This window comes from Bradyrhizobium sp. NBAIM08, from assembly GCF_020193935.1.
Classification (GTDB): Bacteria; Pseudomonadota; Alphaproteobacteria; order Rhizobiales; family Xanthobacteraceae; genus Bradyrhizobium; species Bradyrhizobium yuanmingense.
Genome location: NZ_JADYVR010001111.1, coordinates 1 through 395 on the forward strand (window position 1 = coordinate 1; position 395 = coordinate 395).

Consider the following 395-nt stretch of genomic DNA (forward strand, 5'->3'; position numbering starts at 1 on the left):
GACAGATGTTGACGACACCGAACGCAAGTCGTTCGAGCTGATTGACCAGGTCACGGCCACCGCCACACAGACCAATGTGCTGACACCCCCTGGCGGACGGGCCGCGACCGACGTCATCACCGACGCCAATCTCAGTATCGGCTTCGGCCAGGAGACGATCGAAGCGGCGGTTGAGCGTGTTTTCGTCGAAGCCACGGCGGAGCTTGGCTAGACCCCAGAAATCGCGTGTTCTGGCGAGGGCGCAGTCGTGACGCTCCCTCGCTCGCAATCGAAAGGACCAGTTCGTGCCTACGTTGTTCGACAAGATCTACGGTGCCGAAGCCGCAGCGGTGATTGCCAACTCGATGGGCGATGTCACCGAGGGACTTCACTATCGCGAGATCGAAGAGAAGTAC

At 60.3% G+C, this 395-nt stretch carries 1 protein-coding gene; it reads left to right on the forward strand.

What is annotated here, in order from left to right:
• Positions 1–211, forward strand: a 211-nt coding sequence (locus tag I6F37_RS43710) for a hypothetical protein (protein ID WP_225154941.1), incomplete at its 5' end; no start/stop codon positions are given.
• Positions 212–395: the final 184 nt, after the last annotated feature.